Source organism: Actinotalea sp. C106 (genome assembly GCF_023630195.1).
In the GTDB taxonomy this organism is placed as follows: Bacteria; Actinomycetota; Actinomycetes; order Actinomycetales; family Cellulomonadaceae; genus Actinotalea.
Map to the genome: position 1 here is coordinate 1 of NZ_JALPKN010000537.1, position 1,054 is coordinate 1,054.

The following is a 1,054-nucleotide window of genomic DNA, read 5'->3' on the forward strand; positions in this document are numbered from 1 at the left end:
GCCCCCGTGCCGGTGGTCCCAGCGCCGCCGGCGCCGGTCGCCCCGGCCCCCGGTGTCGCCCCCGGTGGCCGTCGGCGCCGCCGTCGTCCCGCGAACCTCAGGGTGTACCTGCTGCTCGTGCCCGCGGCGATCCCCGTGCTCGTCGGGCTCGGGTACCCCCTGGCGCGGCAGTTCGTCATCTCCTTCCAGGAGTACGGCCTCGCGCAGCAGTTCGGCCGCCCGGCGGAGTGGGTCGGCCTCGACAACTACGTCGCGCTGCTGACCGACCCCTACGTGTGGGGGGTGATCGCGCGGTCGGTGGCCTTCTGCCTGGTCAACGCCGCGCTGACGATGGCGCTCGGGATCGCCCTGGCCGTGCTCATGAGGTCGGTCGGCCGGGCCGCGCGGCTCACGCTCCAGGTCGGGATGCTGCTTGCGTGGGGCACCCCGGTCCTGGCGACCACGACCGTCTGGCAGTGGCTCTTCGACTCCCAGTACGGGGTGATCAACTGGCTGCTGGCCGAGCCCCTCGGCCTGACCGGGATGAGGTACCACTCGTGGCTCATCGAGCCTGCCTCCTTCTACCTGGTCGCCACCGTGATCGTGGTGTGGATGAGCGTGCCGTTCGTGGTGTTCACGGTCTACGCGGGGCTGCTGCAGGTACCCGGCGAGACCATGGAGGCCGCCCAGCTGGACGGGGCGAGCAGCCGGCAGCGCTTCTGGCTCATCACCGTCCCCATGATCAAGCCCGTGCTGTTCGTCGTCGCCCTGCTCCAGGTGATCTGGGACCTGCGGGTCTTCACCCAGATCCACGTCCTGCAGCGGGCCGGCGCACCGACCCGGGACACCCACCTGCTGGGGACCTACATCTACTCGCTCGCCAAGGAGTTCTCGATGGCCGGTGCCATGGCCACGATCATGCTCGTCCTGACCCTCGCGCTGACCTGGTTCTACATCCGGCGCATGCTGCGCGAGGAGGAGATGTGAGCGCCCCGGCCGCGGCCCCCCACCGCACCGGCGCACCGGCGAGGTCCCGGTCACCGCACCCGCCCGGACCCGACGGCGCCGCGCGGGG

Annotated in this window: 1 protein-coding gene; it reads left to right on the forward strand. The window is 71.7% G+C overall.

Features of this window, described 5'->3' with window-relative positions:
* Window positions 1–6 precede the first annotated feature (6 nt).
* Window positions 7–966 carry a carbohydrate ABC transporter permease gene (locus L0B03_RS18320; protein ID WP_250448504.1) on the forward strand — a complete coding sequence of 320 codons (960 nt, stop codon included), beginning with the start codon at window positions 7–9 and terminating at the stop codon, window positions 964–966.
* The last annotated feature ends 88 nt before the right edge of the window (window positions 967–1,054 follow it).